The organism is Streptomyces sp. WG5 (assembly GCF_049974565.1).
Classification (GTDB): domain Bacteria; phylum Actinomycetota; class Actinomycetes; order Streptomycetales; family Streptomycetaceae; genus Streptomyces.
This window is the reverse complement of the sequence record NZ_JBNGGC010000018.1, coordinates 119,640-145,055: the sequence shown is the minus strand read 5'-3', so window position 1 is coordinate 145,055 and position 25,416 is coordinate 119,640. Positions and strand designations below refer to the sequence as shown.

Below are 25,416 nucleotides of genomic sequence, written 5' to 3'. Positions count from 1 at the left end.
GGCGTACGGTTTACGGAGTCTGTCTCAGAAAGAGGTATCGCATGGACGCCGGGCTCAAGCGGGAGCTGGAGCAGAAGGTCCGTTCCGGTGAGCGGCTGACCCGCGAGGACGGCATCGCGCTGTACGAGTCGGACGATCTCGCCTGGCTCGGCGGCCTCGCGCACGAGGTGCGGACGCGGAAGAACGGCGACGTCGTCCACTTCAACGTCAACCGCCACCTCAACATGACCAACGTGTGCACCGCCTCCTGCGCGTACTGCTCCTTCCAGCGCAAGCCGGGGGAGAAGGACGCGTACACGATGCGCATCGAGGAGGCGGTGAAGCTCGCCAAGGCGATGGAGGGCGAGAACCTCACCGAGCTGCACATCGTCAACGGCCTGCACCCCAACCTGCCGTGGCGCTACTACCCGCGCTCCCTGCGGGAGCTGAAGGCCGCACTGCCCGACGTGTCGCTGAAGGCGTTCACGGCCACCGAGATCCACCACTTCGAGACCATCTCCGGGATGTCCGCCTCCGACATCCTCGACGAGCTGATCGACGCCGGTCTGGAGTCCCTGACCGGCGGCGGCGCCGAGATCTTCGACTGGGAGGTGCGGCAGCACATCGTCGACCACCGCACCCACTGGGAGGACTGGTCGCGCATCCACCGCCTGGCGCACGAGAAGGGGCTGAAGACCCCGTGCACCATGCTCTACGGCCACATCGAGGAGCCGCGCCACCGCGTGGACCACGTGCTGCGCCTGCGCGAGCTCCAGGACGAGACGGGCGGCTTCCAGGTCTTCATCCCGCTGCGCTACCAGCACGACTTCGTGGACATGAAGGACGGCAAGGTCCGCAACCGGCTCCAGGCGCGGACGCAGATGGCGACCGGCGCGGAGGCGCTGAAGACCTTCGCGGTGTCGCGGCTGCTGTTCGACAACGTCCCGCACGTGAAGGTCTTCTGGGTCATGCACGGCGTCCAGACCGCGCAGCTCGCCCTCCAGCACGGCGCCGACGACATGGACGGCTCGGTCGTCGAGTACAAGATCACGCACGACGCGGACGACTTCGGCACGCCGAACAAGCTGACCCGGGAGGACCTGCTCGACCTGATCCGCGACGCCGGGTTCCGGCCGGTCGAGCGGAACACCCGGTACGAGATCATCCGCGAGTTCGAGGGGCCCGACGCGGCACGCAGGGACTCGCCGCAGCCGATGCGGGTCTGACCTCCCGGTCGTCCGGGGGCGGGCGGCGGCCGGAACCACCCCTTCGTTCGCCGACCGCACCCCTGGGTACCCGGCGGGCATGGCCACCACCGAGGCTCCCGAGGACGCCTACACCGCCGCACCCTTCGTCCCGGAACGCGGCGGACTCGCGGCCCTGCGCAAGGCGGCGGCCGGGTGCAGGGGCTGCCCCCTGCACGCGGCCGCCACCCAGACGGTGTTCGGCGCCGGGAAGGCGGACGCCCGCGTGATGCTGGTCGGCGAGCAGCCCGGCGACCAGGAGGACCGCGAGGGCAAGCCCTTCGTCGGACCGGCCGGCCGGTTGCTCGACCGGGCGCTGGAGGAGGCCGGGATCGATCCCGGGGACGCGTACGTCACCAACGCCGTGAAGCACTTCAAGTTCACGCGGGCCGAGCCCCGCAAGCGCCGTATCCACAAGGCGCCCACCCTGCGCGAGACGACCGCCTGCGGGCCCTGGCTGGCCGCCGAGCTGGCCCGCGTGGAACCCGAGCTGATCGTGGTGCTCGGCGCCACGGCGGGCAAGGCGCTGCTCGGCTCCTCGTTCCGCGTCACGCGGGTGCGCGGCACGGTGCTGGAGGAGGAGGTGCACGGCCGCCGGGAACGGCTGGTGCCCACCGTGCACCCCTCGGCGGTGCTGCGGGCCGAGGACCGGGACGGGGCGTACCGGGGGCTGGTCTCGGACCTCGGGGTGGCGGCACGGGCACTCGCGTAATGGTTACGATGCTGGTGTGTCCCTTACTTTCACCTTCGATCCGCCCGTCACCCCCCACCTGCGCGACGGCGTACTCGACCTGTGGACCGACGTCTCCAACGCGGGCGGCTCCGTGGGCTTCGTACCGCCGGTGACGAGGGAGGACATCCGCCCCGAGCTGGTCAAGCACATGGTGGGCATGGCCGAGGGCCGCACCCGCCTCCTCGTCGGCCACGACGAGGCGGGGCGGGTGGCCGCCACCGCGTTCCTCACCCGCAACACACACCGGCTGATGACCCACTGGCTGTGGCTCTACACGGTGATGGTCCACCCGCGCCACCAGGGCCGCGGCTACGGCCGGGACCTGATGGCCGCCGCCGCGGACGCCGCCCGCACCGTCGACGGCATCGAGGCGATCCGGCTCACCTGCCGGGGCGGCCTCGGCCTGGAGCGGTTCTACGAGTCCTGCGGCTACAAGGAGGTCGGCCGGGTGCCCGGCGCGATCCGGGTGGCGCCGGGCGACGACCGGGACGACGTCTTCCTGCTGCTGCCGCTGACCTGAGCCCGGCACGCCTGCCGTACGCCGGGCAGGGCCCGACCAGGCCACGCCTGCCGCACGCCGGCCGGGCAGGGCCGACCCCGCTGCGAGGGCGGCATCCCGGCATGTTTCACTGGACAGTGCCTCTTTGTGCCAGAAACGGAAGAGTGGATTGAGATGCTCCGCTACACGCTGATGCGCCTCGGGATCTTCGTGGGCTGCCTCGTGGCCGTCTGGGGGCTCGTCTACGCCGGCGTGTTCCCGCGCGGCCTCGGTGACTCCAACGGCATGTGGATCCTCCTGCTCTCCCTGCTGCTCTCGGCCCCCATCAGCTACATCGCGCTGCGCAAGGAACGGGACCGGGCCTCCGTCCAGGTCGCCGGCCGCGTGGAGCGCATGAAGGCCAACCTCGAGGCCAACCGCGGCCAGGAGGACACCGCCGACGACGCGGCACGCGCGCAGGGCCAGACCTCGTAACGTACGTCACGCACCCGCACGCCCCGGTTTCCCAAAGCACAGGAAACCGGGGCGCTCTGCGTTTTACGGGCAGCACGCCGCTCCTGCCTCTCAAAGTGAGGCTTTGGGGGTCCCAAAGCGCAGGTGTTAAAGTCGTGTGCATGAAGCACGCAGCCGCGCCCCACACACCAGCGAGCCTCGCGCTCGTGGCGCGCCTGCACGTGGACCTCTGTCGGTGCGCGTCCGCGAACTGTCGCCCCTGACGTTCCCCCCTCATCCGTCGTTCTCCACGTCAGCCCAGCGCGTCCGTCCCCGCGTCCCGTCCCCCTTACGGAGCCTGTCCGTGTCTTCCGTCACGAAGTACTTCAAGGTGCCCTTCTGGGCCCAGATACTCGCCGGTCTCGTCCTCGGCGTCCTACTCGGCTGGCTGGCCCGCAGCCAGGACGTCTCCTGGCTGGTCACCACCCTCGACAAGGTCGGCGACACCTTCATCGGCCTGCTGAAGCTGGCCGTCGCACCGCTCGTCTTCTTCGCGATCCTGGTGTCGATCACCAACCTGCGGAAGGTCAACAACGCGGCCCGCCTGGCGTCCCGCACCCTTCTCTGGTTCATGATCACGTCGCTGATCGCGGTGGCCATCGGCCTGACCATCGGCCTCGTCACCAACCCCGGCGCCGGCACCGGCCTCACCCCGGCCGACGGCGCGAAGCCCGAGAACACCGGCTCCTGGATCGACTTCCTGACCGGCATCGTGCCCACCGACGTCATCACGCCGTTCACCGACCTGAACGTGCTCCAGATCGTCTTCATGGCCGCCGTCGCCGGCATCGCCGCACTCCAGCTCGGCGAGAAGGCCCAGCCGATCCTGAACCTGAGCGAGTCCGTCCTCGAACTCCTCCAGAAGGCCCTGTGGTGGGTCATCCGCCTCGCCCCGCTCGGCACCGTCGGCCTCATCGGCAACGCCATCGCCACCTACGGCTGGGACCTCATCGGCAAGTACGCCACCTTCACCGCCGACATCTACGTCGGCTGCGCCATCGTGATGTTCGTGGTCTACCCGGTGCTGCTCGCCACCGTCGCCAAGGCCAGCCCGCTCCAGTTCTTCAAGGGCGCCTGGCCCGCGATCCAGCTGGCCTTCGTCTCCCGCTCCTCCGTCGGCACCATGCCGCTGACCCAGAAGGTCACCGAGCGCCTCGGCGTGCCGAAGGAGTACGCGTCCTTCGCCGTGCCGTTCGGCGCGACGACCAAGATGGACGGCTGCGCCGCGATCTACCCGGCGATCGCCGCGATCTTCGTCGCGCAGATCTTCGACATCCAGCTCGGCATCGGCGACTACCTGCTGATCGCCTTCGTCTCGGTGGTCGGCTCCGCCGCCACGGCCGGCCTCACCGGCGCCACGGTCATGCTGACCCTGACCCTGTCCACGCTGGGCCTGCCCATGGAGGGCGTCGGCCTGCTCCTCGCCATCGACCCGATCCTGGACATGATGCGGACGGCTACGAACGTCGCAGGCCAGGCGCTGGTCCCGGTGATCGTCTCGGCCCGTGAGGGGCTGCTCGACCGCAAGGCCTACGACGCGGCGCACAGCTCGCCGATCGACGAGCCGGAGCCGGAGAAGCAGGCCTCGGAGCCGGTCCCGGTCGCCGCCTGACCGTCGTCCCGTCCGCCGCGTCCGCGCCGTCCCGCCCCTCGAGGCCGGACGGCGCCGGCGTTCCCGGACACGGCCGCACGGACCGTACGCTGATGCGCATGGGTGCTGGGAAAACCAAGCGGATGCCGCGTGCGGTCCGTGAGCAGCAGATGCTCGACGCCGGCGTGCGCGTCTTCGGGCAGCGCGGGTACATGGCGGCGTCGATGGACGAGATCGCCGAACTGGCGGGTGTGTCCAAGCCGCTGGTGTATCTGTACCTGAACTCGAAGGACGACCTCTTCACCGCCTGCATCCGCCGCGAGGCCCGGGCCCTCACCGGGGCGGTCCGGGCCGGTGTGCGTCCGGGGCTGCCCGCCGACGGGCAACTCTGGTCGGGGCTGCGGGCGTTCTTCACCCACACCGCGCAGAACCCCGACGCCTGGCGGGTGCTGCACCTCCACGCCCGTATCCACGGTGAGCGGTTCGCGGCCGAGGTCGCGGCGATGCGCGAGGAGATCGTCGCGTTCGTGACGCGGCTGATCGCCGCCGCGGCGCGGGACGCGCACCGGGACCCGCGCCTGCCCGCGGGCGAGGTCGCCGGGCTGGCCGAGGCGCTGGTCGGCGCCGCCGAATCACTCGCCGACTGGGCGGGGGCCACCGAGGGCGTCACCGCGAAGCAGGCGGCGGCGACCCTGATGAACTTCGCCTGGGCGGGCCTGGGCGACCTGATGGCAGGCCGCCCCTGGTCCCCGCCGGAGGATTCCGAGGCGGAGTCCCCGGCCCAGCAGACTGCGGTTCAGGCGGCCCCGGCCCACGCGGCCCCGGTTCAGGCCGGGTAGGCCCCGGCCTCGCCGGACAGGAGCACCCGCCGCCCCTGATCGCCGCGCAGCTCGAACCGTCCGGTATGGCCAGAGCGGGACGAACGTGACCTACTGGCAGGTAACCCCCGAGACTGCACATCCTCGCCGCGGGACCATCCCGGAATCCGCACCAACTTCCCACGAGAGGCCCGTACGATCCCGGGACCGACCGCCGGTGACCCACGTCCGCGAAACCCGGCGATGAACGCCTCGGCGCCCGGCGGTGAACACCTCGGGGCGCGAGGCACGTACGTCATGCAGCAGAGCAGGTGCAGCCGTTGCTGCAGTTGCAGAAGTGACAGCAGAGCAGTGACAGCAGAGCAGTGACAGCAGAGCAGTGACAGCAGAGCAGTCCCGCCGCTGCACGTCCCAGGAGCCGCCCGTGTCCACCCCGCTTCCCTCCTTCGCGGCATCCGCCGCCTACGCCGACTCGCCCGGCCCCACCCTGGTGGCGCCCGAGACACGGCGGCTGGACGGGGCCGTACGGGAGGCGTACGTACCGCCCTTCGCGCCGCCGGTGCGCCGCGGCTCGCTCGCCGACCTGCCCTTCGACAACGCGGCCGCGGCCGGGGACCAGGTGGTCCTCAGCCGCAGGTCACCGGAGGGGGGCTGGTCCGACGTGACGGCGGCGGAGTTCGCCGGGCAGGTGCTGGCGGTGGCCAAGGGCATGATCGCCGAGGGCCTGGCGCCGGGCGACCGCGTCGCGATCATGGCCCGTACGACGTACGAGTGGACGCTGCTGGACTTCGCCGCGTGGGCGGCCGGCCTGGTCACCGTCCCCGTCTACCCGACCTCCTCCCTCTTCCAGATCCGCTGGATCCTCCAGGACTGCGGCGCGGTCACCCTGGTGACCGAGACCGCCGCGCAGGCCGCGGCCCTCGGCCCCGAGCTGGACCGCATCCCCGACCTCAAGCACCTGTGGGTCATGGAGAAGGGGCACGTGGAGCGGCTGGCGGAGCTGGGGGCGAGGGTGCCGGACGCGGAGGTGGACGTCCGCCGGGGCATGCTGAGCCCGAGCACGCTCGCCACCCTGGTCTACACGTCGGGCACCACCGGCCGCCCCAAGGGCTGCGCGCTGACCCACGGGAACTTCTTCGCCGAGGTCGACAACGCGATCGAGCTGCTCTACCCCGTCTTCAAGGCGCAGACGGGCGAGGAGCCGTCGATCCTGCTCTTCCTCCCGATGTCCCACGTGTTCGGCCGCATGGTCGCCGTGGCCTGCGTCCGCGCGCGGGTCCGCCTCGGCCACGCGCCGAGCCTGAAACCCGAGAGACTGCTGCCGGACCTGGCGGCCTTCCGTCCGACCTGCCTCCTCACCATCCCGTACATGCTGGAGAAGGTCTTCAACAGTGCCCGTGCCAAGGCCGAGTCGGGCGGCCGTGCCTCGGCCTTCGACCGCGCCGTCTCGGTGGCGGTGCGCTACGGCGAGGCCATGGAGGCCCGCCAGGCGGGCGCGGGCGGCGGCCCGGGCCGTGCCCTGAAGACCGCACGCTCCTTCTACGACCCCCTCGTCTTCCGCAAGATCCGGGCCGCCATGGGCGGCCGGGTCAAGTACGTCATCTGCGGCGGCTCCCCGCTCGGCCGCCGGCTGGCCGCCTTCTACGCCGGGGCCGGCATCGAGATCTTCGAGGGGTACGGCCTCACCGAGACCACGGCCGCCGCGACGGTGACACCCCCGCTGAAGCCGCGGCTCGGCACGGTCGGCTGGCCGCTGCCAGGCACCCGGGTCCGCATCGCCGCCGACGGCGAGATCCTCGTCGCCGGCGACCAGGTCCTGCACGGCTACTGGGACACCGAGGCCGGCGGTGTCGTCCCGGCCGCCCCCGACGGCTGGCTCGCCACCGGCGACATCGGCAGCCTGGACGACGAGGGCTACCTGACGATCACCGGCCGCAAGAAGGAACTGCTGATCACCGCGGGCGGCAAGAGCGTGGCCCCGGCCCCGCTGGAGGACTGGCTGCGCTCCCACCCCTTGATCTCCCAGTGCATCGTCCTGGGCGACCGCCGCCCCTACGTCGCCGCCCTGTTCACCCTCGACCGCGACGGCGTCACCCACTGGCGCCGCATGAACGGCAAGCACCCCGTGCCGCCGGAGCTGCTGACCGACGACGAGGACGTTCTGGCGGTGCTCCAGCGGGCGGTCGACGAGGCCAACAAGCTCGTCTCCCGCCCGGAGTCCATCCGCCGCTTCGCCGTCCTGCCGAGGGACTTCACGGAGTGGGAGGGCCATCTGACACCGTCGATGAAGCTCCGGCGCGAGGCGATCATGCGGGACTTCGCGGGTGAGGTCGAGGGGCTGTACGGGAGGTAGGCCCCGGTCGGGCGGTCGGGCGGTCGGGCGGTCGGGCGGTCGGGCCGGCGGGGCCGGCCCCCGGCCGGGCGGTCAGCGGCGCGCGATGAGGCAGGCCTGTGGGACCTTCGAGGAGGTGTCCTCCTCCTGTACGCGCACCGTCCGGGACAGCACCGTGAACCCGGCCTTCTCCAGCAGCTCCGCCATCGGCTCGGGCCGACGCCGTTCGAAGTCCAGGGCGACGGGGTGGCCGAAGGGCCGGTCGAGGCGGAGGGGCTCGTCGCCGGCCTGGAAGGCGAGGAGCAGGTGCCCGCCGGGGGCCAGCACGCGCCGCACCTCCCCGAAGAGGTCCGGCAGTCGCTCCCACGGCGTGTGGATCGACGAGTACCAGGAGACCGCGCCCGCGAGGGCGCCGTCGGGCAGGTCCAGCTCCAGCATGGAGCCCTGCTCGAACCGGAGGCCGGGATGCTCGCGGCGCGCGATCGCGAGCATCGAGGCGGAGAGGTCGAGGCCGAAGACCCGCAGGCCGAGCGAGGCGAGGTGGGCGGTGGCCCAGCCGGGCCCGCAGCCCAGGTCGGCCACCTGCCCCTCCGGTCCCACCAGCTCGGCGAAGGCGCCCATCAGCGCCCGGTCCAGCGGGGTGCCGGCGCCCGCGGACCGGAAGCGGTCGGCGTAGTCCTCGGCGATGGTGTCGTAGAAGGTCCGGGTGGTGTCCAGGAAGCCCGTGTCCGGGTGGCCGGTGTCGTCAGTCATGGCGCGGACCCTAGTCGAGGCCAGTCGAGGCCAGCGGGGGCCAGCGGGGGCCAGTGGTGGTCGGCGTCAGCGGTGGGCAGGGGTGGCCACTGGCAGCGGGATGTCACCAAGAATTCAGAAACCGCCGCCGGAAAGGGCAGGAGCCCCGTCGCCGAAGTCGGCGCGGGGCTCCTTGGGTACTGCTGTCAATCAGACAGGAGTGACATTCTCCGCCTGCGGGCCCTTCGGACCCTGCGTGACGTCGAAGGACACCTGCTGGTTCTCCTCGAGGGAACGGAATCCCTGAGCGTTGATCGCGGAGTAGTGGACGAAGACGTCCGGGCCGCCGCCTTCCTGGGCGATGAAACCAAAGCCCTTTTCGGCGTTGAACCACTTCACGGTTCCGGTAGCCATAAGCCCTCCTTGGGCCCAAAGGGTTGCCCTGCTCCAGAACCAGCAAGTGTGAAGACGGGAATTCTGCACAACTGCATACGTCTGAGAACGACGAGAGCCCGCGGTCACATGCTCCGCAGGCTCTGTACTGCAAGGGAAACCAAACTGCAACTTGCTGTGAGCCTAGCACGCAGGGCCCCGAGCGCAACAGAGGCCAAGATCACTTCACCCGAATGTTTGAACGTCTCGGCCGTTCGGCTGACACCGGGGCCGGCGGGGGCCGACAGGGACCCGGCAGGGGTCGGCGGCGGGCGGATACCGGGGGAGGGCTAGCCTCGCGATGTGGACAATTCTCGCACCCGGCCGCGCGTCGGCCACATCCAGTTCCTGAACTGCCTGCCTCTGTACTGGGGGCTCGCGAGAACAGGGACGCTCCTCGACTTCGAGCTGACGAAGGACACCCCGGAGAAGCTCAGCGAGCAGCTGGTACAGGGCGATCTCGACATCGGTCCCGTCACCCTGATCGAATTCCTCAAGAACGCGGACGACCTGGTGGCCTTCCCCGACATCGCCGTCGGCTGCGACGGCCCGGTGATGTCGTGCGTGATCGTCTCGCAGGTCCCCCTGGACCGGCTGGACGGCGCCCGGGTCGCCCTCGGGTCGACCTCGCGCACCTCCGTCCGCCTCGCCCAGCTGCTGCTGGCCGAGCGGTTCGGAGTCCAGCCCGACTACTACACCTGCCCGCCGGACCTGAGCCTGATGATGCAGGAGGCCGACGCGGCCGTCCTCATCGGCGACGCCGCCCTGCGCGCGAACATGATCGACGGCCCGCGCTACGGCCTCGACGTGCACGACCTGGGCGCGCTGTGGAAGGAGTGGACGGGCCTGCCGTTCGTCTTCGCGGTCTGGGCGGCACGGCGCGACTACGCGGAGCGCGAGCCGGTCATCACCCGCAAGGTCCACGAGGCCTTCCTCGCCTCCCGCAACCTCTCCCTCGAGGAGGTCGGCAAGGTCGCCGAGCAGGCGGCCCGCTGGGAGGCCTTCGACGAGGAGACCCTCGCGAAGTACTTCACCACCCTCGACTTCCGCTTCGGCGCCCCCCAGCTGGAGGCGGTCACCGAGTTCGCCCGGCGCGTGGGCCCGAGCACCGGCTTCCCGTCGGACGTGAAGGTGGACCTGCTCCAGGCCTGATCCGCCAGGCCTGATCCGCCGGGCCTGATCCTCCAGGCTTGATCCGCGGCGGGCCTTTCCCGGGCCGCCACCACCCCCGCCCACTACCCTGCTGGCAGGTACTGACGTACGGGGGAGGGGGGACGCCATGCGGCCGCTCGAAGTCGACGAACCCACCGCCGTGGGGCCCTACCGGCTGCTCGGCCGACTGGGCTCCGGCGGCATGGGCCGGGTCTACCTGGGCCGCAGCGCGGGCGGCCGCACGGTCGCCGTGAAGATCGTGCACCCGCACTTCGCCCTCGACGAGGAGTTCCGGGCCCGCTTCCGGCGCGAGGTGGACGCCGCGCGCCGGGTGGGCGGCGCCTGGACCGCGCCCGTACTCGACGCCGACCCCGAGGCGCGGGTGCCGTGGATCGCCACGGCGTACGCGGCGGGTCCGTCCCTGACGGCGGCCGTCGCGGACGACGGCCCGCTGCCGGCCCACTCGGTGCGGGCGCTCGGCGCGGGACTGGGCGAGGCCCTGGCGGCGGTCCACGAGCTGGGCCTCGTCCACCGGGACGTGAAGCCGTCCAACGTCCTGCTGACCCTCGACGGCCCCCTCCTGATCGACTTCGGGATCGCCCGCGCCACGGACGGCACGGCGTCCCTGACCTCCACCGGCGTCTCCATCGGCTCGCCCGGCTACATGGCGCCCGAGCAGATCCTCGGCAAGGGCGTCACGGGCGCGGCGGACGTGTTCTCGCTGGGCGCTCTCCTCGCCTTCGCGGCGATGGGGGCGCCGCCCTTCCCCGGGGACTCCTCGGCCGCGCTCCTCTACAAGGTCGTCCACGAGGAGCCCCAGCTCGACGCCCTGGAGAGGGAGACGGGAGGGGAGACGGGCGGGGTTCTACGGGACCTGGTGGCGGCGTGTCTGGCCAAGGACCCGGCGGCCCGGCCGACCCCCGGGGAGGTGGCCCGGCGTCTCGCGCCCGAGGGCGCGGCCCGGCTCGTGTCCGGCGGCTGGCTGCCGGGGCCGCTGGTGGAGCGGGTCAGCCGGAGCGCCGTAGAGCTGCTGAACCTGGAGGCGGGGGAGCCGGCGCCGGGACCGTCGTCGGGGCCGGTGTCGGGGCCGGTGGGATTCAGCCGGCCGTCGGTGACGGCGGTGTCGTCCGACGCGGGCGCCGCCGAAGGCGCCTTCGGCCCGCCACCGGTGATGCCGCCACCGGCCGCTCCACCGGGCACTCCACCGGCCCCTCCGTTCCCCGGACCGAGGGGCGGCGAGGGACCGGGGGACGGCGGTCGGCCGGACGGCGGTCGGCCGGGAGGCGACGACCCCGCACCGGGCGGGCTTGCCCTCTCCATGGCCGCGACCGCCACCAGGGGCACCGGCGGACGCGGCCGCCGGCTCAGCTGCACCGTGGCACTCGCGGTGGTGGGGGCAGTGGCGGCGGTGACGGTCGGGTCGGTGTTCGTCCTGGACCTGCTGCCGGGCGACGGCGGCAAGACCACGCCCGGCGGAAAGGACACCGCCACGCAGATGCCCTCCGCCCCCCGCACCCTCCCCGAGCGCTACCTCGGCACCTGGGAGGGCCAGGCAGTCGCCGCCGCCGAGGGCAACCTGCCGCTCGGCACCTTCCGGCTGACGGTCGGGAAGGCCGGCGTGGGGCAGCGGCTGGGCACCCTGCGCCACACCGACATCTTCGGCGGCGTCTGCGACGACGTACTGACCCTGGAGAAGGTGACGGGCACACAGATCGTCACGAGTGCCGTGGGCGCCGAGGGCAACCGCGACGTCTGCAGCCAGGCCCTCCACACCGTCCGCCTCACACCGGTCGGCGACGACCTCCAGTACGAGTCCGACAGCGAGGACTCGGGGCGGCCGAAGGCGCGCCTGTCGAAGGCCGAGTAGGTCGAGCAGGCCGAGTAACCGAGGCGTCGCACCGGTGGGCCCGTCGTGCCCCTGCAACCGGGCCGATCACCCCTGTCACTACGCAGCGAGTCGTCCAGGGCGGGCAGCCACGGAGAGTGCTGGGCCGGAATACGCGAACTCGTCGATGACGATGAGCAGCCGGGGCACGGGTGCGTGGGACGGGTCCCGGCGCGACAGGTCCTGGTAGTCCTCGATGTCCTTGGTGTCGGCGGCGGCGAGGATGTGCTCGCGCCGCTTCAGCTCCGCGCCCAGCGATTCCAGGGCGCGTGCGACGAGATGTGCGTCGAGGTCGGTGACCACGCCGACGGTGTGCGGGAGTCCGACGCAGTCCTTGAAGGCGGAGCCGCCCTTGCAGTCGACCTGTGCGACACCGTGTTCTCCCCGGGCACGTGCGATGCCTACTGCTCGGAACGTGCGCAGGAACCTATCGCACGGGTGGGGAGGGTCGGCGGGACGCCGTCTTGAGGTTCTGGACGAGTGCGGTGAAGGCTTCGACCGGGACGGTCACTGTGCCCCGGGAGGGGGCCTTCGAGTCGCGTATCGCGACGCGGGTGGGGAGCGGGGCGATCTCGACGCAGGTGTTGCCGTCGCCACCACCGGAGAACGAGGACTTCCGCCAACGCAGGGTCTCGGTCATGGCTCGTCTCACAGTTCCTTTGCCAAGCGGTGGATGAAGTCCCGCGACGCCACGGGCGACAGCGACGCCTTCTCCACCCTACGGAACAGTGTTCGAAGCTGGTTCAACTGCGGCTCCGCATCGATAAAGGCGGTGCCAGTGGGAAAGTCGCGGAGAACGGTGTCCAGTTGGGCCACGGGACCACAGGCGTGCACCATCGAGGCGTCCGCACCTGCGAAGTCGTCCTGGTCGGTGGGGATGACGCGTACGCTCGCGTGACCTTCCTCGATCTGCTCCAGGATCTGCCGGAGCTGGGCCTGAGCCACGTGTCGGTCGGCCACGCGGACGCGGAGGGCGAATTCATGAATGATCGTCTCGTACGGTGTCGGGCCGCCGGGTGGAGGGACGTGTAGAGGACCGGGCCGAGATGACCCTGCGCATTCTGGAATGGCGGGACATTCCGGTGTCCGATGCCGTGCGGGAGTGTGTGCTTGTCTGCCCGGACCCGAACCAGCTCGCAGTCTGGGCTCGGCGCGCCATGACCGCGGAGCGGGCCGAGGACCTGTTCAGCGGTTGATGGACTGGATCTCCCGGACCCGGTGAAGGGTTGACGGCGGTACGGGACAAAGTGCCTGAAGCGGGCGGTTGTTGTGCGGCGTCCGTACGCGGGCCTTCGATGCTGTCGGCGGGAGTCCATATCTCTGTAGGCTCAGCACATCCCTCATACCGGACGCTTCCGCGTCTTCCCCGAGACGGCCCACGACCCAGGACACCGCCCATGCCGCGACGCCGTACCTCAAGCTCCGCCGGCTTGACGGCTCCCTCGGCGGCACCGAGGAACCGGACGCCCCAGCCGGTGCGTGTGCGGCGGCGGTCGTTCGGGGACTTCGTCAAGGCGTTCCTCGCCTTCGTCGTCCTGGCCGGGCTGGTCGTCGGGGTGCCGCTCGCGCCGGCGATGACGGCCGGGTGGCCGTTCCCCGACGGTGCTCCCGGCCTCGACTGGCTGCAGCGCGAGATCACCGTCGACACCTTCCTGCGCATCCTGACCGTCATCGTCTGGTTCGCGTGGGCGCAGTTCACCGCCTGCGTGCTCGTCGAGGTCAAGGCCGCGCTGTCCGGCGTCGGGGTGCCGGGGCGGGTACCGGGGGCCGGGCCCAGTCAGCTGCTGGCGCGGCAACTCGTCGCCGCGCTGCTGCTGGTCGGCGCCACCGCGGCCGGCCTCACGCCGGGGCTGTCGCAGCTCGGGCAGGGCATGGAGGGCAACCAGAAGCCCTCCGTGGCGGCGGCGCGGCAGACGCCGGGGATCCTCGCCCAGCAGCAGGAGCGGGCCGCCGGCACCGCGAGCGAGCTCGCCGAGCAGGCCGGTCAGGCCGCGGCCCGCGCCGACGGTGCCTCCGCCGCGCACGGCGACACGAAGTACTACCGGATCCAGCCACCGGAGGGGCGCCACCACGACTCCCTCTGGCAGATCGCCGACCGGCACCTCGCCGTCGAGGCGCTGGACGCGGCCCTGCGCACCGCCCCCGCCGGCGAGCGCCTGTGGCACGAACTGCTGCGCGCCACGCACGCCACCGACGACACCGGCCGGCTCCACGCCCTGGCCGCCGGCCTCGTCGACCGCAGCGGCGCCCGCGGGCTGCCGCCGCGCACCGAGGCACTGCCGGACGGACTGCTGCCCACCTGGCGCGACCGCGTCGGGGTGGCGGGATGAGCCTCGACCTCCTGGTCGTCCTCGTCGCCGCGCTGTGGGGCCTGGTGGCGGGGGCGCTGCTGCCGCGGGCCGCGTACCGCTTCTCCGTCCCCGCGGGGGAGGCGTGGCGCGAGCGGTGTCCGCGGGAGCATCCCGTGCCGGGCTGGCTCGGGCGGGCCCGGTGCGGGCGGTGCCCGGCCGGCCAGGCGCCTTACGGCTCCCGCGGTGCCGCACTCGCCACCGTCACCGCCCTCGTCTGCGCCGCCCTCGCCGCCGCCACCGGGACCCGCCCGGAGGTGGCGGTCTGGCTGCTGCTCGCCCCGGCCGGCGTACTGCTGGCCGCCGTCGACCTGCGGGTACGGCGCCTGCCCGACCCCCTCACCCTGCCGCTCGCCGGCGCCGCACTCGTCCTCCTCGGGCTCACCGCGCTCGTGCCCGAGCACGCGGGGGAGTGGACCACCGCCCTGCTGGGCGCCCTAGCCCTCGGCGGCGGCTACGGCGTGCTCTTCCTGATCAACCCGGCCGGCATGGGCTTCGGCGACGTGAAGCTGGCCCTCACCGCCGGAGCCGTCCTCGGCTGGTACGGCTGGCCGGCCCTGATGCTCGGCACCTTCGCCGGGTTCCTGCTCGGCGCGCTGTACGGCGGCGCGCTCGTCGTCGCCCGGCGGGCGGGGCGCAAGACGGCGATCCCGTTCGGGCCGTTCCTGATCGCGGGCGCCTTCCTCGGCGTCCTGGCCGGGGCCTACGCGGCCTGACGACCGGCGGACGAAACCCCTGGCGTACGCTGGTCGCGTCCGTCCACAACCCTTACGAACCTTGCGAAAGGGACGCCGGTGACCGAGAAGGCCGACCTTCAGCCCATCCTCGACCGCGCCGCCGCCGGTGGGCGGATCACCCCCGAAGAGGCGCTCGACCTCTACCGGGACGCCCCGCTGCACGCGCTGGGCGCCGCCGCCGACGCCGTACGCAGGCGCAGGTACGCCGGCAGCGAGCACATCGCGACGTACATCATCGAGCGCAACATCAACTACACGAACGTGTGCGTCACGGCGTGCAAGTTCTGCGCCTTCTACGCGGCCCCCAAGGACACCAAGAAGGGCTGGAGCCGCGACCTCGACGACATCCTGCGCCGCTGCGCGGAGACGGTCGAGCTGGGCGGCACGCAGATCATGTTCCAGGGCGGCCACCACCCGGACTACGGCGTCGAGTACTACGAGAAGCACTTCGCCGCCATCAAGAAGGAGTTCCCCGAGCTGGTCATCCACAGCCTGGGGGCGAGCGAGGTCGAGCACATGGCGCGGATCTCGAAGGTGTCGGTCGAGGAGGCGATCCAGCGCATCCACGCCGCCGGGCTCGACTCCTTCGCCGGGGCCGGGGCGGAGCTGCTGCCCGAGCGTCCGCGCAAGGCGATCGCCCCGCTCAAGGAGTCCGGCGAGCGCTGGCTGGAGATCATGGAGATCGCCCACAACCTGGGCGTGGAGTCGACCTCGACCATGCTCATGGGCACCGGCGAGACCAACGCCGAGCGCATCGAGCACCTGCGGATGATCCGGGACGTGCAGGACCGCACCGGCGGCTTCCGCGCCTTCATCCCGTACACCTACCAGCCCGAGAACAACCACCTGAAGGGCCGCACGCAGGCCACGCTCTTCGAGTACCTGCGGATGATCGCCATCGCCCGGGTCTTCCTCGACAACGTCGCCCACATCCAGGGCTCCTGGCTGACCACCGGCAAGGAGGTCGGCCAGCTCTCCCTGCACTACGGCGCCGACGACCTCGGCTCGATCATGCTGGAGGAGAACGTCGTCTCCTCCGCGGGCGCCAAGCACCGGTCCAACCGGCTGGAGATCATCGACCTGATCCGCAAGGCGGGGCGCGTCCCGGCGCAGCGGTCGACCACGTACGAGCACCTCGTCGTGCACGACGACCCGGCGAACGACCCCGTCGACGAGCGCGTCGTCTCCCACATCTCGTCCACGGCCATCGAGGGCGGTACGGCCCACCCCGAGCTGAAGCTGCTCGCCCCCAACTGAGGCCGCCGTGCTGACGATCCACGTCTCCGATGCCTCGCCCGATGCGGCCGTCGTGGTCGACGGCGCGCGGCTCGCCGCGGTCGGCCCGTACGAGGCACTGGCCGCCGACCACCCGCGGGCGCGGGTGCGCCGGTGGCCCGGCATCCTGACGCCCGGCCTGCTCAACCCGTACGGCCCGGAACTGCTGGAGCAGGCGTACCACCCGGACCCGCGCGAGGCGGACCGGCTGGGCACCGAGCCGGTCTTCGGGGAGCGCGCGCAGACCCTCCTCGGCGCGAACGCGTCCGCGCGGGGCGCCAGCGCGCGCCGAGGGGTACAGCGCATGCTGGCGCACGGAACGGTCGCCGTCGCCGGTGAGCTGCGAGGCCGCGGGGCCCTGGACGCGGTGCGCGGAGCGGGGCTCGCCCTGGCCGGGCGTCCGCCCACGCTGCCCGGGCCCCCGTCCTTCTCGCCGGTTCCGCTCGTGCTGCTTCCCGGGCTCGCTCCCGGGAGTCCCGCCCGGTTCGCGGTGTTCGACGTGCCCGACCGGGCCGCGCTCGTGCGGGAGGGCGCGTCCACGTGCGTGGCCACCGTCGTGGGCGGCCGGCTGGTGTACCGGCGGCGCTGAGCGCGCACGGCGCCGCGGGCCGGCCCGGCCGCCCCTCCCCGGGCCCTACGAACCGAACGCCGCCCCGAACGCCCCGTCCTGCTGCGCCACGCCGCTGCACGTGGTGAGTTCGTCCCCGGCCGAGGCGCCGGTACCGCACTCCCGGTCGCGGAAGGCCGCCCACACCGACACCCAGGCGATGCCCTTCTCCTGTGCGAAGGCCCGCACCTCGGCGGCGTCCGCGAGGGTGAAGGTCTCCCCGGCGACGTCGTTGGCACCGAGCATCGAGGTGAGCGCCATGCCCCGCCAGGCGTCCGCGTCCGAGGTGCCGAAGACGTCCCCGAGCTGCGCGTGCGCGGCCTCGGCCGAGGCGAGGGCGTAGTCGCCCATGTCACCGTCGTAGGACTCGCCGTAGTTCATGGTCATGAGGTTGACCGTGGAGACCTGTACGCCCTGGTCGTTCGCGGACGCCAGCACCTTCAGGGAGTCGGATTCGAGGCCCGAGGGCATCACCGGGAGGGTGAAGGAGACCTCCAGGTCCTCGCGCTCCTCCTGGAGCAGCGCGATCGCCTCGGAGCGCCGGGCGACGGACTCCGTGTCGGTCAGGTCGTCGCCCTCGATGTCGAAGTCCGCCCGCGTGGCACCGGCCGCGTCCAGGGCCGCGCCGTACGCGTCCGCCAGGCCGGCGGCGCTGTCGCAGGCCGCCGCCAGCTCCGTGCCGGAGGCGCCGCCGAAGGAGACGCGGACGGTGGCGCCGGACGCCTTGAGCTTCGCGACGCGCGAGGCGACGGAGGCGTCGTCGACGTCCTGGACGCCGTTCCAGCGCGGGACGCAGTCGTCGCCGGAGGAGATGACGAACGCCAGGTTGTACGCCGCCGGGGAGCCGGCCGCGTCGGTCGCGGAGGCCGCGGTGGCGCTGACGTAGGGGGCGTAGGCGGTGGCCGGTGCGGACGACTCGGACGGTGGCGCGGTTGCCGTCCCGCCCGTACCGTCCTCCTGCGCGGCGCAGCCCGCGGTGACCAGGGCGAGCGACAGGGCGCACCCGGCCGCCGCCTTCCGGAATGCCCTCATGTGCGGCACGCTCCCGTTCTCGTCGTCGGAGGAGTGAACCTCCCACGCGTTGCTGGGCCCTTCCTGAGGAAAAGGGCCCGGACCCCGCCGTCTCACAGGCCGCGGACAGGCTGCGCCGCCTTTCACCGGAAGCTCACACGAAGGCCCGAGTTCGCGACAGGCAAGGCTCCCTAACGTCCGGGGAATGCACTCCGAGCCTGCCTACGAATCCCGCGCCGCCGTCGGTGAGAGGCCCGCGCGCGGACGCCGGCGCACACGCGGCGACGGGTCCGGGGAAGGCCCCGTGTTCGTCGACAACTCCGGCCGCCGGGCCCGGCTGCTGCGCCGGCTGGGCCTCCTGGCCGGGGCGGTCTGCGTCGGCTACACGGCCGTCCTGGGCCTGGCCTTCATGGGCGTCGGCACCTCGCTGAACCCGTCCTCGCTGCTGCCCTTCAGCGGAGGCGGACAGAACGGCGGCGCCCCGGCCCCCGGCGGCGGCCCGGGCCCGCAGGGCGGCGCCATGCCCACGGGCGCCCCACCGTCCGGCGCCCCCACGGCACCCGCCCCCACCGCCTCCTCGGGCGCCGGCACCCCCACCGCTTCGGCCACCCGCACCGCCCCCGCGGGCGCCGGCACCCCCACCGCTTCCGCCGCCACCACCGACTGACCCGGGACACCCCCACCCCATGACCACGCCCCCACCCCCCTCCCCGCCCGCCCGCGGACGCCGCCGCGCGCCCTCCCGCTTCGAACGGGCCGCCGGCCGGGCCGCCGCACTCCAGCGACCGCGGGTGCTGCTCGCCCTGCTGCTCCTGCTCGCCCTGACCTGTGTGATGCTCCTCGACGGCTACCTGCGCGCGGAGGTCGGCGGCGACCAGCGCGTCCGCACCGGCGCGAGCGCGAGCGACGTACCCGACGAGGTCCTGGACGGCGGGCCGATCCTCACCTTCCGCGGCGGACAGGCCACCACCGTCTCCGTCCCGGACAAGACGATCGCCCTGACCTTCGACGACGGCCCGGACGCCACCTGGACGCCGCGGGTGCTGGAGATCCTGGAGGAGTACGACGTGCCCGGCACGTTCTTCCTGGTGGGCTCGATGGTCTCCCGCTACCCGGACATCGTTCAGGACCTGGTCGAACAGGGCAACGAGGTGGGTGTCCACACCTTCACCCACGTCGACCTCTCCTACCAGAGCGACGCCCGGGTCACGCGCGAGATCGAGCAGACCCAGCTCGCCCTCGCGGGCGCGGCCGGCATCACCACGACGCTGTTCCGGGCGCCGTACTCCTCCGAGACGGACGCCATCGACAACTACAGCTGGCCCGTCTACGAGAAGCTCGGCGAGGACGGCTACACGAGCGTCTTCATCGACACCGACAGCGACGACTGGAAGCGGCCCGGCGTCTCGAACATCGTCGAGTGGGCCACGCCGGAGGACGACGAGGGTGCCTCCGTCCTCTTCCACGACGCCGGTGGCGAGCGGTCGCAGACGATCGAGGCGCTGCCGAAGTACATCGAGAAGATGCAGGCGAAGGGCTACACCTTCACCACCATCAGCGGCGCCATGGCCGAGCAGCAGCCCTCCGACGGGCCCGCGGCCCCGGCCCAGGCGTCCGGCACCGGAACCGGCGGCCTCCAGGCCGCCCACCACGAGGCCACCGGCACGACCCTCTACGAGGGCAAGGCGCTCATCGCGGCCGTCGCCGTCGCCGAGTGGACGGTGCCGGCACTGTCGGTCGGACTCATGGTCGTGGGCGTCGCCGTCATGGGCCGCTTCGGGATGATGCTGGTCCTCGCCCGCCGCCACCACAGACAGCGCAACAGACGCCGCTTCGGCTGGGGGCCGCCCGTCACCGGCCCGGTGAGCGTGATCGTCCCGGCGTACAACGAGAAGGAGTGCATCGCCAACACGCTCCGGTCGCTGGCCCGCAGCACCCACCCGATCGAGATCATCGTCGTGGACGACGGTTCGACGGACGGCACGGCAGAGATCGCCGAGTCCCTCGGCCTGCCGGGCGTCCGCGTCGTCCGGCAGGCCAACGCGGGCAAGCCCGCCGCCCTCAACAACGGTGTGCGGCACGCCCGGTACGACATCGTCGTGATGATGGACGGCGACACCGTCTTCGAACCGGACACCGTACGGCACCTGGTGCAGCCCTTCGCCGACCCCGGCGTCGGCGCGGTCGCGGGCAACGCCAAGGTCGGCAACCGGCGCACCCTCATCGGCGCCTGGCAGCACATCGAGTACGTGATGGGCTTCAACCTCGACCGGCGCATGTACGACCTGCTGCGCTGCATGCCGACCATCCCCGGCGCGATCGGCGCCTTCCGCCGTGCGGCGGTCCTGGAGGCGGGCGGCATGAGCGACGACACCCTCGCCGAGGACACCGACATCACCATCGCCCTGCACCGCGCCGGATGGCGGGTCGTCTACCAGGAGCACGCGCGGGCCTGGACGGAGGCGCCGGGCTCCCTGAAGCAGCTCTGGTCGCAGCGCTACCGCTGGTCCTACGGCACCATGCAGGCGCTGTGGAAGCACCGCGGCTCCCTGAAGGACAAGGGGCCTTCCGGCCGCTTCGGACGGGTCGGCCTGCCGCTGGTCGTGCTCTTCCAGGTGGTCACGCCGGTCTTCGCCCCGCTGATCGACGTGTTCACCGTCTACTCGATGGTCTTCGTCGACTTCCGGTCGGCGCTGCTCGCCTGGCTGGCGGTGCTCGGCGTGCAGGTGCTGTGCGCGGCGTACGCCTTCCGGCTCGACCGGGAGAAGTACCGGTACCTGCTGATGATGCCGCTCCAGCAGCTCGCGTACCGGCAGATGATGTACCTCGTCCTCATCCACTCCTGCGTCACCGCCCTCACCGGCGGCCGGCTGCGCTGGCAGAAGCTCAAGCGGACGGGCGAGGTGGGGACGCCGACGGGGGCCGGGTGATGGGGGCCCACCGCAAGGGTGACCCGGTAGCGAACCGGGCGCCGTCCGCGTCGGCCACGGCGTCGTCCGAGCCCGGGCCGGGCGCCTTGTGTCCCGGCCCGGGCGGCGTTTCCCGCCGCGCCGCCGGCCCCCGCGGCCGGCGGCCGGGACCGCTACTTCGACGTCCTCCGCGCCCTGGCCCTGGTCCGGGTCGTCGCGTACCACGTCTTCGGCTGGCCCTGGGCCGGGCTGCTCTTCCCCTCCATGGGGGTCATGTTCGGCCTGGCCGGCACCCTGATGGCCAGGTCGCTCGGCAGCCGGCCGGCCCCGGCGGTGATCCGGGGCCGGTTGCACCGCCTGCTCCCGCCGTTCTGGTGCTGGGGGCTCTTCGTGGTGGGCGCGATGCTGGTGCGCGGCTGGATGCCCGGGTGGCAGATCGTCTTCTGGATCGTGCCGCTCGGCGACCCGCCGGGCAGCGCGTGGGGCGAGCAGGCCTGGGAGATCCTCTGGTACCTGCGGACCTACCTGTGGTTCGTCCTGCTCTCACCGCTGCTGCTGCGGCTCTTCCGGCTCGCCCCGGTGCCGGTGCTGCTGCTGTCCCTGGCCCCGGTCCTGGTGCTCGGCTACGTCCGGCAGCCGCCGGAGAACCGCTTCGGGACCGGACTGCTGGACCTGGCGACGTACCTGTTCTGCTGGATGCTCGGCTTCGCCCACCACGACGGCGTGCTGGCCCGCCTCAAGCCGGCCGCGGTCGTCGCCCTCTCCCTCGCCGCGCTCTCCTGCGGTGCCTGGTACGCCTTCACGCACCAGGCCGAGTACGGCACCTACGACCTCGACGACATCCCGCTCGCCCAGGCCTTCTGGTCGGCCGGGTTCGTGACGCTGCTGATGTACTCCAGGACGCGGCTCGGGCCCGGCCTCGCGGCGCTCGCCCGGTGCCGCCCGCTGGACCGGCTGGTGACCGTCTTCAACGCCCGCGCGGTGACGATCTACCTGTGGCACGAACTCGCCCTCGTCCTGGCCGTTCCGCTGATCGACCGGTTCTGGGAGGTGCCCGCCTTCGCGGCGCACCTGCCGCTGGGCAGCCAGTCGTTCCTGCTGGGGGTGGGCTGGGCCCTGGTCGCGGTGTTCGTGCTGCTGTTCGGCTGGGTGGAGGACACCGCCGCGCGCAGGAGGCCGCGCCTGCTGCCGTGAGCCCGTCCGCGCCGGAGGGGGCACGTGCTGCAACAATGGGCCCGTGACCCGCGCTTCCCTGAACAAGCAGCCGCACGAAGTCGCCTCGATGTTCGACCACGTCGCGGAACGGTACGACCTGACGAACGCCGTGCTGTCGCTCGGCCAGGACCGGGCCTGGCGCAAGGAGGTCGCCAGGGCCGTCGACGCCCGCCCCGCGCAGAAGATCCTGGACCTCGCGGCCGGCACCGCGACCTCCTCCCTGCCCTTCGCCCGCACCGGTGCCTACGTCGTCCCCTGCGACTTCTCCCTCGGCATGCTCCAGGTCGGCAAGGAACGGCACTCCTGGCTGCCGTTCACGGCGGGCGACGCGACCCGGCTGCCGTTCCGGGACGCCACCTTCGACGCCGTCACCATCTCCTTCGGGCTGCGCAACGTGCAGGACACGGACGCCGCGCTGCGCGAGATGTACCGGGTGACGCGGCCCGGCGGCCGGGTCGTCATCTGCGAGTTCTCGCACCCCACCTGGACGCCGTTCCGGACCGTCTACACCGAGTACCTGATGCGGGCCCTGCCGCCGGTGGCCCGCGCGGTGTCGTCCAACCCCGACGCGTACGTCTACCTCGCCGAGTCCATCCGCGCCTGGCCCGACCAGCCGGCGCTCGCACAGCGACTGGCCAAGGCCGGCTGGTCCAAGGTGGCGTACCGGAACCTCACGGGCGGCGTGGTGGCGCTGCACCGGGGCTTCAAGGAGAGCGGGTCCGAGGAGCGCTGAGGAGGTCACGGACGTCGGACTTCTCGGGCACCGGGCACCGGGCGCAGGTACGCCGCCCCCAGCGGTACCCGGCAGAGCAGCTCCGCCGCGCACCGCCCGGAAGCGGAACGGGACGTACCGTGACCACCGGTCACCTTCCGTCATGATCCCTGATGCAGGGGGAGCCGGTAGCAGTGACCCCGCTGCTGGGAGAGCGGGGTGGTGAAGACCTCGGCGAGTCGCATGCCCAGCCGCTCCGTGACCGCGATGGACCGCGCGTTGCGGGCGTCGACCATCGCGACCACCTCCGCCACACCCGCCGCCCGAACCCGTTCCACCGTCTGCCGGGCCGCCGCCGTGACGTACCCCTTGCCCCAGTGCGCCCGCCCGAGGCGCCAGCCGATCTCGATCTCGCCCTTGGGACCCCAGTCCTGCGGCCACGGCTGCGCGCCGGTGAAGCCTATGACCCGGCCGTCCTCGTCCACGACGGACCACAGGCAGAAGCCGCGCTCGGCGTCGTGCCGGCGCTGGCGGGCGGTGAGTTCCTCGTAGACGGACAGTTCCGCGGACCTCCCGCCGTGGAACTCCATGACGTCCGGGTCGTCGAAGATCCGGTGCCAGGCGACGGCGTCCTCGTCGGTGGGGACGCGCAACCGTACAGCGGGGAGAGGTCGCTTCACTGGGCAGCCCTTCAGCCGGGTGGTCGGTGACGCTGAATAGACTGCCCATGTCCAGTGCCCGTCGGCACGCAGATTCCGAACTCTGGGGAGATCCCGCCGTGACCGAGCCCCTCTCCGACAACACCGCCGATGTGATCGTCGTGGGCGCGGGGCCAGCCGGCTCCACTACCGCGTACCACCTGGCCAAGGCAGGGCTCGACGTCCTCCTGCTGGAGAAGACCGCCTTCCCCCGGGAGAAGGTCTGCGGTGACGGACTCACCCCGCGCGCGGTCAAGCAGCTCGTGGCCATGGGCATCGACATCTCCGAGGAGGCCGGCTGGCTGCGCAACAAGGGACTGCGCATCATCGGCGGGGGCTCCCGCCTCCAGCTGGACTGGCCGGATCTCGCCTCCTTCCCCGACTACGGACTCGTCCGCAAGCGCGACGACTTCGACGAGCAGCTCGCCCGGCAGGCCCAGAAGGCCGGTGCCCGCCTGTACGAGCGCTGCAACGTCGGCGCCCCCGTGACCGACGAGCGCACCGGCCGCATCACCGGCGTGCACGCCAAGCTGGGGGAGGAGAAGCGCGAGGTCACCTTCCACGCCCCGCTGGTCGTGGCCGCCGACGGCAACTCCACGCGGCTGTCCCTGGCGATGGGCCTGCACCGCCGCGAGGACCGTCCGATGGGCGTCGCGGTCCGTACGTACTTCACCTCGCCGCGCCACGACGACGACTACCTGGAGTCCTGGCTGGAGCTGTGGGACCGCCGCGGCGCCCAGGACCGCCTCCTGCCGGGCTACGGCTGGATCTTCGGCATGGGCGACGGCACCTCGAACGTCGGCCTGGGCGTCCTGAACACCTCCGCCGCCTTCAAGGAGCTCGACTGGCGCGAGATCCTCAAGGCCTGGTGCGCGTCCATGCCGGAGGACTGGGGGTACACCCCGGACAACATGACCGGCCCGATCCGCGGTGCCGCCCTGCCGATGGCCTTCAACCGCCAGCCGCACTACACGAAGGGCCTCCTCCTCGTCGGCGACGCCGGCGGCCTGGTGAACCCCTTCAACGGCGAGGGCATCGCCTACGCCATGGAGTCCGGCCAGATCGCCGCCGACGTCATCGTCCAGGCACATGCGCGGGCCACGCCGGCCCAGCGCGAAAGCGCCCTCCTGCGCTACCCGCGCGTCCTGAAGGACACCTACGGCGGCTACTACACGCTGGGCCGCGCCTTCGTGAAGCTCATCGGCAACCCGAAGGTCATGCAGATCGCGACCCAGCGCGGTCTCACCCACCCCGTCCTGATGAAGTTCACCCTCAAGATGCTCGCCAACCTGACGGACCCGACGGGCGGCGACGCGATGGACCGCATCATCAACGGACTGAGCAAGGTCGCACCGAAGGCCTGACCCGGAGGGTCAGCCGAGGGCCGCGGCGTTGGCGGCCCGGCGCGCGAGGACCTCGCCCCGCCGGTCCGCCGACTGCCGCAGCGCCGCCTTCCGGTCCCGGCCGGAGAGCCGGTCCAGGTAGACGTGCCCGTTCACGTGGTCGGTCTCGTGGGCGAGGCAGCGCGCGAAGTAGCCGGTGCCCTCGACGACGAGCGGGGCGCCGTCCCGGTCGAGGCCCCGTACGACGGCCCGGTCGGGCCGGGGTACGGCCATGACGGCGCCCGGCACCGACAGACACCCCTCACCGTCGTCGAGCAGCCGGCGTGCGGCCGGGGCGAGGGGCTCCAGCACCGGGTTGACGATGTGCCCGACATGTCGGACACCGTCGTCGTCGAGACAGTCGTAGACGAACACGCGCAGCCCCACGCCGACCTGATTCGCCGCCAGCCCGGCACCCTCGGCCACGTACATCGTGCGGAACATGTCGTCGACGAGTGCGGCGAGGTCGGGTCCGAACTCGGTGACGTCCCGGCACGGCCTGTGCAGCACCCCTTCGCCGACCTCGGTGACACGCCGCACCGACCCGCGCCGGGCCTCGGGCGCGAGCGGCGGGTAGGAGGCGGCGGCGGGCCGGCCCTGTACGAACACACTCGGCATGGCGTTCTCCTTCGG

24 protein-coding genes and 3 pseudogenes are annotated in these 25,416 nt (G+C 72.2%); 19 read left to right on the top strand and 8 right to left on the bottom strand.

Going from position 1 to position 25,416, the window contains the following annotated elements:
* Positions 1-41: 41 nt before the first annotated feature.
* The 7 genes from mqnE (at position 42) to ACP4IX_RS20805 (ending at position 7,709) form a co-directional block, all read left to right on the top strand.
* Entirely contained in the window at positions 42-1,205 is a 1,164-nt protein-coding gene (gene mqnE / locus ACP4IX_RS20835; RefSeq protein ID WP_426522275.1) for an aminofutalosine synthase MqnE, read from the top strand.
* Between the two features lie 79 nt (positions 1,206-1,284).
* Positions 1,285-1,935: a UdgX family uracil-DNA binding protein gene (locus ACP4IX_RS20830; protein ID WP_426522276.1), complete on the top strand. Its 651-nt coding sequence runs from the start codon at positions 1,285-1,287 to the stop codon at positions 1,933-1,935.
* 16 nt (positions 1,936-1,951) lie between these two features.
* Complete coding sequence (locus ACP4IX_RS20825; RefSeq protein ID WP_426522277.1) at positions 1,952-2,476, top strand: N-acetyltransferase family protein; 525 nt, start codon at positions 1,952-1,954, stop codon at positions 2,474-2,476.
* 153 nt (positions 2,477-2,629) lie between these two features.
* Positions 2,630-2,929, top strand: a complete 300-nt coding sequence (locus tag ACP4IX_RS20820) for a DUF4229 domain-containing protein (protein ID WP_426522278.1) — start codon at positions 2,630-2,632, stop codon at positions 2,927-2,929.
* A gap of 316 nt (positions 2,930-3,245) precedes the next feature.
* Complete coding sequence (locus ACP4IX_RS20815; RefSeq protein ID WP_426522346.1) at positions 3,246-4,559, top strand: dicarboxylate/amino acid:cation symporter; 1,314 nt, start codon at positions 3,246-3,248, stop codon at positions 4,557-4,559.
* Between the two features lie 98 nt (positions 4,560-4,657).
* Positions 4,658-5,377: a TetR/AcrR family transcriptional regulator gene (locus ACP4IX_RS20810; RefSeq protein WP_426556319.1), complete on the top strand. Its 720-nt coding sequence runs from the start codon at positions 4,658-4,660 to the stop codon at positions 5,375-5,377.
* Positions 5,378-5,780: 403 nt separating this feature from the next.
* Entirely contained in the window at positions 5,781-7,709 is a 1,929-nt protein-coding gene (locus ACP4IX_RS20805) for an AMP-dependent synthetase/ligase (RefSeq protein WP_426556318.1), read from the top strand.
* Positions 7,710-7,781: 72 nt separating this feature from the next.
* Here the strand turns inward: ACP4IX_RS20805 and ACP4IX_RS20800 are convergent, their stop codons facing one another.
* Positions 7,782-8,441 (bottom strand): class I SAM-dependent methyltransferase, encoded by a 660-nt coding sequence (locus ACP4IX_RS20800; RefSeq protein WP_426556317.1) that lies wholly within the window; start codon positions 8,439-8,441, stop codon positions 7,782-7,784.
* Between the two features lie 189 nt (positions 8,442-8,630).
* The gene (locus tag ACP4IX_RS20795) at positions 8,631-8,834 is read right to left on the bottom strand and encodes a cold-shock protein (RefSeq protein ID WP_003974443.1); all 204 of its coding nucleotides are present in this window, start codon (positions 8,832-8,834) and stop codon (positions 8,631-8,633) included.
* Between the two features lie 321 nt (positions 8,835-9,155).
* On the opposite strand from ACP4IX_RS20795, the gene ACP4IX_RS20790 reads away from it, so the two are divergent.
* Positions 9,156-10,004 carry a menaquinone biosynthetic enzyme MqnA/MqnD family protein gene (locus ACP4IX_RS20790; protein ID WP_426522281.1) on the top strand — a complete coding sequence of 283 codons (849 nt, stop codon included), beginning with the start codon at positions 9,156-9,158 and terminating at the stop codon, positions 10,002-10,004.
* A gap of 127 nt (positions 10,005-10,131) precedes the next feature.
* Positions 10,132-11,871, top strand: a complete 1,740-nt coding sequence (locus ACP4IX_RS20785; protein WP_426556316.1) for a serine/threonine-protein kinase — start codon at positions 10,132-10,134, stop codon at positions 11,869-11,871.
* Between the two features lie 132 nt (positions 11,872-12,003).
* Here ACP4IX_RS20785 and ACP4IX_RS20780 read toward each other — a convergent pair.
* The 3 genes and pseudogenes from ACP4IX_RS20780 to ACP4IX_RS20770 form a co-directional block, all read right to left on the bottom strand.
* Positions 12,004-12,252, bottom strand: a pseudogene (locus ACP4IX_RS20780) (FtsK/SpoIIIE domain-containing protein); the annotation flags it as partial.
* A 64-nt stretch (positions 12,253-12,316) separates the two neighbouring features.
* Positions 12,317-12,529 carry a DUF397 domain-containing protein gene (locus ACP4IX_RS20775; protein WP_426522283.1) on the bottom strand — a complete coding sequence of 71 codons (213 nt, stop codon included), beginning with the start codon at positions 12,527-12,529 and terminating at the stop codon, positions 12,317-12,319.
* An 8-nt stretch (positions 12,530-12,537) separates the two neighbouring features.
* Positions 12,538-12,897, bottom strand: a pseudogene (locus ACP4IX_RS20770) (Scr1 family TA system antitoxin-like transcriptional regulator); the annotation flags it as partial.
* Positions 12,898-12,935: 38 nt separating this feature from the next.
* Here ACP4IX_RS20770 and ACP4IX_RS20765 point away from each other — a divergent pair.
* The 5 genes and pseudogenes from ACP4IX_RS20765 to ACP4IX_RS20745 all read left to right on the top strand — a co-directional run bounded on the left by ACP4IX_RS20765 (position 12,936) and on the right by ACP4IX_RS20745 (position 16,838).
* Positions 12,936-13,085, top strand: a complete 150-nt coding sequence (locus ACP4IX_RS20765; RefSeq protein WP_426556315.1) for a hypothetical protein — start codon at positions 12,936-12,938, stop codon at positions 13,083-13,085.
* Between the two features lie 201 nt (positions 13,086-13,286).
* A pseudogene (locus tag ACP4IX_RS20760) lies at positions 13,287-13,994 on the top strand (hypothetical protein); the annotation flags it as partial.
* 221 nt (positions 13,995-14,215) lie between these two features.
* On the top strand, positions 14,216-14,953 hold the full coding sequence (locus tag ACP4IX_RS20755; RefSeq protein WP_426556314.1) for a prepilin peptidase: 738 nt from the start codon (positions 14,216-14,218) through the stop codon (positions 14,951-14,953).
* A gap of 78 nt (positions 14,954-15,031) precedes the next feature.
* On the top strand, positions 15,032-16,231 hold the full coding sequence (gene mqnC, locus ACP4IX_RS20750) for a cyclic dehypoxanthinyl futalosine synthase (RefSeq protein ID WP_426522286.1): 1,200 nt from the start codon (positions 15,032-15,034) through the stop codon (positions 16,229-16,231).
* A 7-nt stretch (positions 16,232-16,238) separates the two neighbouring features.
* Positions 16,239-16,838, top strand: a complete 600-nt coding sequence (locus ACP4IX_RS20745; protein WP_426522287.1) for an imidazolonepropionase-like domain-containing protein — start codon at positions 16,239-16,241, stop codon at positions 16,836-16,838.
* Between the two features lie 45 nt (positions 16,839-16,883).
* Here the strand turns inward: ACP4IX_RS20745 and ACP4IX_RS20740 are convergent, their stop codons facing one another.
* Positions 16,884-17,888, bottom strand: a complete 1,005-nt coding sequence (locus ACP4IX_RS20740; RefSeq protein ID WP_426556313.1) for a chitinase — start codon at positions 17,886-17,888, stop codon at positions 16,884-16,886.
* Between the two features lie 283 nt (positions 17,889-18,171).
* Between ACP4IX_RS20740 and ACP4IX_RS20735 the strand changes: the two genes are divergently transcribed.
* The 4 genes from ACP4IX_RS20735 (at position 18,172) to ACP4IX_RS20720 (ending at position 22,724) form a co-directional block, all read left to right on the top strand.
* Positions 18,172-18,534 carry a hypothetical protein gene (locus ACP4IX_RS20735; RefSeq protein ID WP_426556312.1) on the top strand — a complete coding sequence of 121 codons (363 nt, stop codon included), beginning with the start codon at positions 18,172-18,174 and terminating at the stop codon, positions 18,532-18,534.
* A gap of 19 nt (positions 18,535-18,553) precedes the next feature.
* Complete coding sequence (locus ACP4IX_RS20730; RefSeq protein WP_426556311.1) at positions 18,554-20,797, top strand: bifunctional polysaccharide deacetylase/glycosyltransferase family 2 protein; 2,244 nt, start codon at positions 18,554-18,556, stop codon at positions 20,795-20,797.
* Positions 20,798-20,971: 174 nt separating this feature from the next.
* Positions 20,972-21,970: an acyltransferase family protein gene (locus ACP4IX_RS20725; RefSeq protein WP_426556352.1), complete on the top strand. Its 999-nt coding sequence runs from the start codon at positions 20,972-20,974 to the stop codon at positions 21,968-21,970.
* 43 nt (positions 21,971-22,013) lie between these two features.
* On the top strand, positions 22,014-22,724 hold the full coding sequence (locus tag ACP4IX_RS20720) for a demethylmenaquinone methyltransferase (protein WP_426522292.1): 711 nt from the start codon (positions 22,014-22,016) through the stop codon (positions 22,722-22,724).
* A gap of 140 nt (positions 22,725-22,864) precedes the next feature.
* Here ACP4IX_RS20720 and ACP4IX_RS20715 read toward each other — a convergent pair whose 3' ends face one another.
* Positions 22,865-23,383, bottom strand: coding sequence for a GNAT family N-acetyltransferase (locus ACP4IX_RS20715; protein WP_426522293.1), 519 nt, complete (start codon positions 23,381-23,383; stop codon positions 22,865-22,867).
* A gap of 47 nt (positions 23,384-23,430) precedes the next feature.
* Here ACP4IX_RS20715 and ACP4IX_RS20710 point away from each other — a divergent pair, with 47 nt between their 5' ends.
* Positions 23,431-24,765, top strand: coding sequence for a geranylgeranyl reductase family protein (locus ACP4IX_RS20710; protein ID WP_426556310.1), 1,335 nt, complete (start codon positions 23,431-23,433; stop codon positions 24,763-24,765).
* Between the two features lie 9 nt (positions 24,766-24,774).
* Here the strand turns inward: ACP4IX_RS20710 and def are convergent, their stop codons facing one another.
* The gene (def, locus tag ACP4IX_RS20705; protein WP_426522295.1) at positions 24,775-25,401 is read right to left on the bottom strand and encodes a peptide deformylase; all 627 of its coding nucleotides are present in this window, start codon (positions 25,399-25,401) and stop codon (positions 24,775-24,777) included.
* Positions 25,402-25,416 lie beyond the last annotated feature (15 nt).